This window comes from Alcanivorax sp. HI0044 (assembly GCF_001634945.1).
Window position 1 is genome coordinate 1 of record NZ_LWEZ01001060.1, and the last position, 293, is coordinate 293.

At 56.3% G+C, this 293-nt stretch carries 2 protein-coding genes; both read right to left on the reverse strand.

Annotation, left to right across the window (positions count from 1 at the left end):
• On the reverse strand, positions 1 to 102 hold a 102-nt coding region (locus A3730_RS33060), incomplete at its 3' end, for an NAD-dependent epimerase/dehydratase family protein (RefSeq protein ID WP_369819075.1).
• Positions 99 to 293: GDP-mannose 4,6-dehydratase (locus tag A3730_RS29720; protein ID WP_369819074.1), on the reverse strand; the 195-nt coding region annotated here is incomplete at its 5' end. The genes A3730_RS33060 and A3730_RS29720, both read right to left, overlap by 4 nt.

The window sequence follows — 293 nt, forward strand, 5'->3', positions numbered from 1 at the left end:
CCATAATGCCTTAACGTGATCGTCAACATGTAACCAGTCACGCACCTGTTCCCCGCTTCCATACAGCGGGATTGTATCGCCTGCCAATGCGCACTGTATCACCCGCGGATCAGCTTCTCTGGATACTGCCAAGGGCCATAATTATTGCTGGCATGGGAAATCAGGGCAGGAAAGCCATAGGTGTGCACCCAGGCGTCCACTAGATGATCCGCTGCAGCCTTACTCGCCGCATAGGGTGAGCCGGGATGCCAGGGATCACCTTCCTGTGCTGCCGCCCCTTTAGGCCCTAAGTC